This window comes from Cellulophaga tyrosinoxydans (assembly GCF_900176415.1).
GTDB classification, from domain to species: domain Bacteria; phylum Bacteroidota; class Bacteroidia; order Flavobacteriales; family Flavobacteriaceae; genus Cellulophaga; species Cellulophaga tyrosinoxydans.
This window is the reverse complement of the sequence record NZ_FWXO01000002.1, coordinates 582,561-587,822: the sequence shown is the minus strand read 5'-3', so window position 1 is coordinate 587,822 and position 5,262 is coordinate 582,561. Positions and strand designations below refer to the sequence as shown.

The 5,262-nt window shown below is 36.4% G+C and carries 4 protein-coding genes; 1 reads left to right on the top strand and 3 read right to left on the bottom strand.

Annotated elements, in window-relative coordinates; genetic code table 11:
• Positions 1 to 297: transposase (locus tag B8963_RS09595; protein ID WP_143312501.1), on the top strand; the 297-nt coding region annotated here is incomplete at its 5' end.
• Between the two features lie 227 nt (positions 298 to 524).
• On the opposite strand, the gene B8963_RS09590 is transcribed toward B8963_RS09595, so the two are convergent.
• The 3 genes from B8963_RS09590 to B8963_RS09580 form a co-directional block, all read right to left on the bottom strand.
• Positions 525 to 1,448 (bottom strand): outer membrane protein assembly factor BamD, encoded by a 924-nt coding sequence (locus B8963_RS09590; protein WP_143312500.1) that lies wholly within the window; start codon positions 1,446 to 1,448, stop codon positions 525 to 527.
• 398 nt (positions 1,449 to 1,846) lie between these two features.
• The gene (locus B8963_RS09585) at positions 1,847 to 3,274 is read right to left on the bottom strand and encodes a S41 family peptidase (protein ID WP_084061283.1); all 1,428 of its coding nucleotides are present in this window, start codon (positions 3,272 to 3,274) and stop codon (positions 1,847 to 1,849) included.
• 335 nt (positions 3,275 to 3,609) lie between these two features.
• Positions 3,610 to 5,160 carry an SDR family oxidoreductase gene (locus tag B8963_RS09580; protein ID WP_084061282.1) on the bottom strand — a complete coding sequence of 517 codons (1,551 nt, stop codon included), beginning with the start codon at positions 5,158 to 5,160 and terminating at the stop codon, positions 3,610 to 3,612.
• Positions 5,161 to 5,262: the final 102 nt, after the last annotated feature.

Below are 5,262 nucleotides of genomic sequence, written 5' to 3'. Positions count from 1 at the left end.
GGGAAAACCCGAATTAGTAAAAAGGGAAACAGTCATATCCGAGCGGCCTTACATATGCCTTCGATGACTTGTGTGCGTTGTAATCCCACATTAAAGCAATTCTACAATAGACTTAAGCCAAAGAAAGCAAAGCCCTTGGTGGCTTTAATAGCAGTTCAGCGGAAGTTGTTAATCCTGATGTTCACCTTATGGAAGAATGAAGAAGTTTATAATTCAGATTTTGAGAAAAAAAAGCAGCAAAAGCATAATACTCTTGCTGCGCAGGATAACAAATTGATAAATCAACTTGTTTCCTAAAATTTTAAAGAAAAAGCTTGCTTTTTGACACAGTACCTATGTCAAGTAGGGCAGGAAAGGAAACTTTTCGTTTCCGTCAGGTCTACCAGCCAGAGCTTTTTGTTTTGTAATTATTATTCTTTTTAATTGCCAAATCCAAAAGATTTGGCGGACTTTACAAACACGCCCAAGCCATTAAATAAAGTACTTTTGCCCTATTTGCTATAGGCATTATTAGCATACGTTATTTATAGGGTTTTGATAAGCACATAATCTTTTTCAAAGTCTTCAACTTCTAATGAACTTTTGGCTCCACAGTCCCCCATTTTATATTGAACCTCTGGTCGTCCAAAGTCCTTGTTTTCTCGCTTAAAACAATTTGTTTTTTTCATAACAACATACACACGTCCACTTTTCAAGTTGTCTTCGCTAGTCTCGAAACCTAAATTAAAAGGAATTGTTTTAGAATGCGCAAAGTCGTTTCCGTAATCTGCATAGTTGCCTAAATATGAACCATAATCTTTCCAGCGTCTAAATTCGTAGCGAAGTGTTCCGAGCAATAATAATTTGCCATCGAAATATTGATAAGCCAAAATTGGTGGTAATTCTGGATTTTTAGATTCAGAAGAAATCGAAAGTCTTACTAAAACGTGCTTATTTCCTCTCGTTGCATCACGTAATGAATACTCCCGTCCGTGGTCATCAAATGACCATCGCTTACCTGTCCAGACTTTTTCAAACCTTAAAGAAAGGTCTCCAAACTTTACAGTAGTTGATGGTTTTAATACTTTAAATCCAAGTGCTTTTTTTCGCTCTTCCTCAGCTCTTTGTTTTTCGGCCTCTATTTTTCTCTTTTCAATTGCTTTGTCCAATCCTGCAAGTTCTTTAGATGCTGTCTTGAAATAATCTGTGTCAGGGTACTTTGATTGGATTTCTTCGTACTCCTTTCTTGCTCCTGAAAAATTTCCGTCCGCAAATAGTTTTTTTGCAGTTAGAATTCGTTGGTCAGGTGTGTTCAGAACATCTGCTAATTCTGTTGAGCAGTTTGTTAATTCCTGTTTTGTTTTTTCTAGTTCGGCTTTGGTTTTTTCTAAGTCCGTTTTTAGTTGTTCGTCCGAACAACCAAGTATCGCAAAAAAGGCAAAAGGAAAAAGTTTGGTTGAAAGTTTCATTTTTGGTTGGTGTTTTATAATGTATGGTAACAAGGGGATATACGCAATGTCGGTTATATAGTTGTTTATTATTTTTTCTCCCAAATAAAACATACATCACCCACAATTTCCTTTAATCAAAGAAATAGCAAATGGTGTTCAATAAATTTTTTTGGGGGAGTGTTAACCAAATATAAAAATAAAAGCAACACAAATACTTGCGGGAAACCGCAAAACCTTAAAAAAAACACAGAAAAATCTCACACTGTTGTAAACTGGTTTGTTGTACGGTGGGTTACGGAGTGAAGCACGTAATCTGGTAACTACAAACTGAAGTAGAAATCCGCCAGTCTTTAGGGTTCGGGTTTTGTACGTAGGGGAGAATTAGTACTAAATTTTAATAGGGTTTTGTGTAGTTTTTATTTGCTTTGTAGCACGTTAACGGCATTTAAAATATTCCTTTTATCTTTTTCTAAATCGTTAGCAATACTTCTAAAAAATGTTTGTCTATCATTGGGATAATTCAATTCATAATGAACAGGAATTCCAATGTTTTCATAACATTTATCATTATTATCTGTATAAACTTCATTTGAAAGTGAAAAATACCAACCGTTTGGCAATGTCTTTTGTAAAGCATCTGAAATTGCTCCATTTGTATGTGAGCCAATACGTTTCAAATTATTTAATTCCATTGAACCTAATGCCATCATATCTGTTGCGCTTGCAGACTGTTGGGAAGTCAATAAATATACTGGTTTTGTATAGGGTTGTTTAGTAGGCTCTAAATAAATAGGTGTTTTTATAGTGTAGCCGTTATTGTGTCTTGCTTTTTTAATTGCGATTTGTTTTCTGTCAGAATTAAATCGTCTCAAAATTTCTAATGCTACAACATCTTGTCCACCACCATTAAAACGAACATCAATAATAATATGTTTTGTTTCTTTAAGGTCTTGCATTACCGAATCCATTACTTTACTTATTCCAGCAACTTCTTCTGAAATTTGTTGTTCGTAACTTAAACGATCAAATGCGTCCATATACGTTGAAACAAATCCATTTTCTTGGACAAGGCTATCGTTTAAATTTAAATCGGCATATAGATACATTGCTTTAATTTGAATATAGCCAACATTGTTTTCTATCTTTCCCCATTTCATAAGCCAACTATTTTTGGTCAAATCCTCTTTAAGATAGAAATCGGCAACGATATCTGCAATCTCAAAATCGCCATATTTTTTTAATACTTCTGTTTCTTCTTCCGCTATTTCTGATTGAATTTGATTTGCTGCTAATTCGTAAACTTCATCTGTTGGTTCTATGGAACCGTGATTGTCTTTTAATTTTTCAATCATATCTTCCATAACTAAATATAAATCAACTTCTGTGCTTTTTGAATTGATTTTGTTTTTTGAGTTTATGTATAGACTATCCCAATCAATTTTATTGAGGTCAAAATAGGCATAGTGATTTTTATAGGTATTTGCAAAAACCTCGAAATTATACGAGATATCGTTTTTATCTTTTGAGTTTTGATTGCAAAAGTCTGGAAGCTCTTTTATCCTTGCATAGCGATATTTGTTGAATCCACGCTTTATGATTAGCGTATCATTTGAAACTTGCATTGAATTTTTGACTTCTGAGATATTGCCTTCTTTTGCTGGTAAGCAAGAAAAATCGGTTATGTCAAAATATTCGTAAGAAGTAGCATCTATTTTCAAAATCTCGCCATAACCCATAGATTCCCAAATTCCTTCAATTGAGTTGTTTTCTTCTTTATTTGGTTTACAACCTATTACTAAAATTAAAAAAAATAGTAGAGAGAAAAGAATATTATTCGATCGCATAATGTTGATTGATTTCTATTCTAAAGATTACAATTTTTAATGTTTGTTACAGTTTTTCTTAAATGCATCACAAGATAGGGATAACTGCATGTGTGCTGTTATTTTTAATTTATTCACACGCCACTTTTTTTCTCAAAAACATACATCACCCACAATTTCTATTTAACAAAGAAATAGCAAATGGTGTTCATTAAAATTTTGGAGGAGTACTCGTTCTTAAATATAGAAATAAAAACAAAATAAAAGCTTGCGGGAAACCGCAAAACCTTAAAAAAATCACAGAAAAATCTCACAGAATAGTGCACTGTGAAATGTAGTATAGTTATAGTAGCTATTTACCAAGCAATGGGGAAGTAGTCTTTCAAGAATTGCCCTGCCCAATGCTTGCCTGTATTTATGCCATCAAAAAGTGGGTCCATGACCCGAGCAGCACCATCTACAATATCTAAGGGTGGTTGAAAATCGTGTACTTCTTGTTTCATTTTTGCCATGGCCGCTGGGTCTTCATCGGTAACCCAACCGGTATCAACGGCATTCATAAAAATACCTTGCTTTGCCAAATCGCCTGCTGCCGTATGGGTTAACATATTCAGCGCTGCTTTGGCCATATTGGTATGTGGGTGTCGCGATTCTTTAAACGCACGGTGGAATTTGCCTTCCATAGCCGTAACATTGATAATGTGTTTTTGTCCCGTGTGTTCTTTTTTCATCAGTTCCGCCAGTCGGTTGCACAACACAAAAGGGGCAACGGCATTCACCAATTGCACCTCAATCATTTCAGTGGTTTCTATTTCGCCTAACTTCAAACGCCAGCTGTTGGTATGGCGTAAATCTACTTGCTGTAAATCGGCGTCTAGTTCCCCTTCTGGGAATATTTCTTTAGCCACCAAGGCTTTATCAAAACTATAGGGAATCTGCGATAATTTTGCCGAAGCTCTCAAGCCTATGCCTGGTTCTGGGCCGTGCCACGTTACTGGCATATTCTGGTTGGAAGAGGCTGCTGAGGTGAGTGCCGAGAGTTCTTCCAAACAGTTGACATGATCACTCAATAGGTCTTGTGCAAACTTAGGGAGTTCCGAAATGGGTCGTTCTTCATTCGCCATTAAATGGTGGTAGAAGCCCGAAGGTCGGCGTACCGTTTGTGCCGCATTATTAATCAGAATATCTAACTTCTCGTAGTTTTGCTCCACATAATTACAAAAGATTTCTACACTGGGTATATGGCGTAAATCTAATCCGTGGATTTTTAGTCGGTGTCCCCATTCCATATAATCGGCCTCTTTAGAATAACGCAAGGCGGAATCCACTGGAAAACGAGTAGTCGCGATTACCGTAGCGCCACCACGTAATAACATTAAGGTAATATGATAGCCAATTTTTAATCGTGAGCCAGTAATGACAGCTACTTGGCCTTTTACATTGGCATTCTGAAAGCGTTTAGCATAGTTGAAATCGCCACAATCGGTACACATGGTATCGTAAAAGTGGTGCATTTTGGTAAATTCTTCTTTGCACACGTAACAATTACGAGGAATTTCTAGTTCTTGCTGTTCTTTTTGCTGAATTTCAGCCGCTTGCAGCAGTTTTGGTGCGGTAAAAATATGGGCTTCACGTGCGTTTCTAATGCCTGTTTCTTTTCGGGCTACGCGATCTTGCTTCGCTTTTTTGCGAGATTGGGCTTTTTGAGCGTCTTTTTTACGACGGGAGAATTCATCACGATTTGGTCTTGAAAACTGACCGGTAACTTTTAGTAATTCGGTTCGCTGCGCTAATGGAATATCGAAAATCTGGTCGGTATGGGAAACGAGTTGTGCGAGTATGGCAATGCATTTATCAATCTCTTCTGAGGAGATAGGAGTAGGGTTGGGGGTATTTGCATTGTCCATTTAGGTTGCTTTTTTATGATGGCGTAAAAGTAGTGTGTTATAGCTTCTCGATACAAATTATTTCTTCGCTATCGCTACTAAATAATTCACTCGAAGTGACAT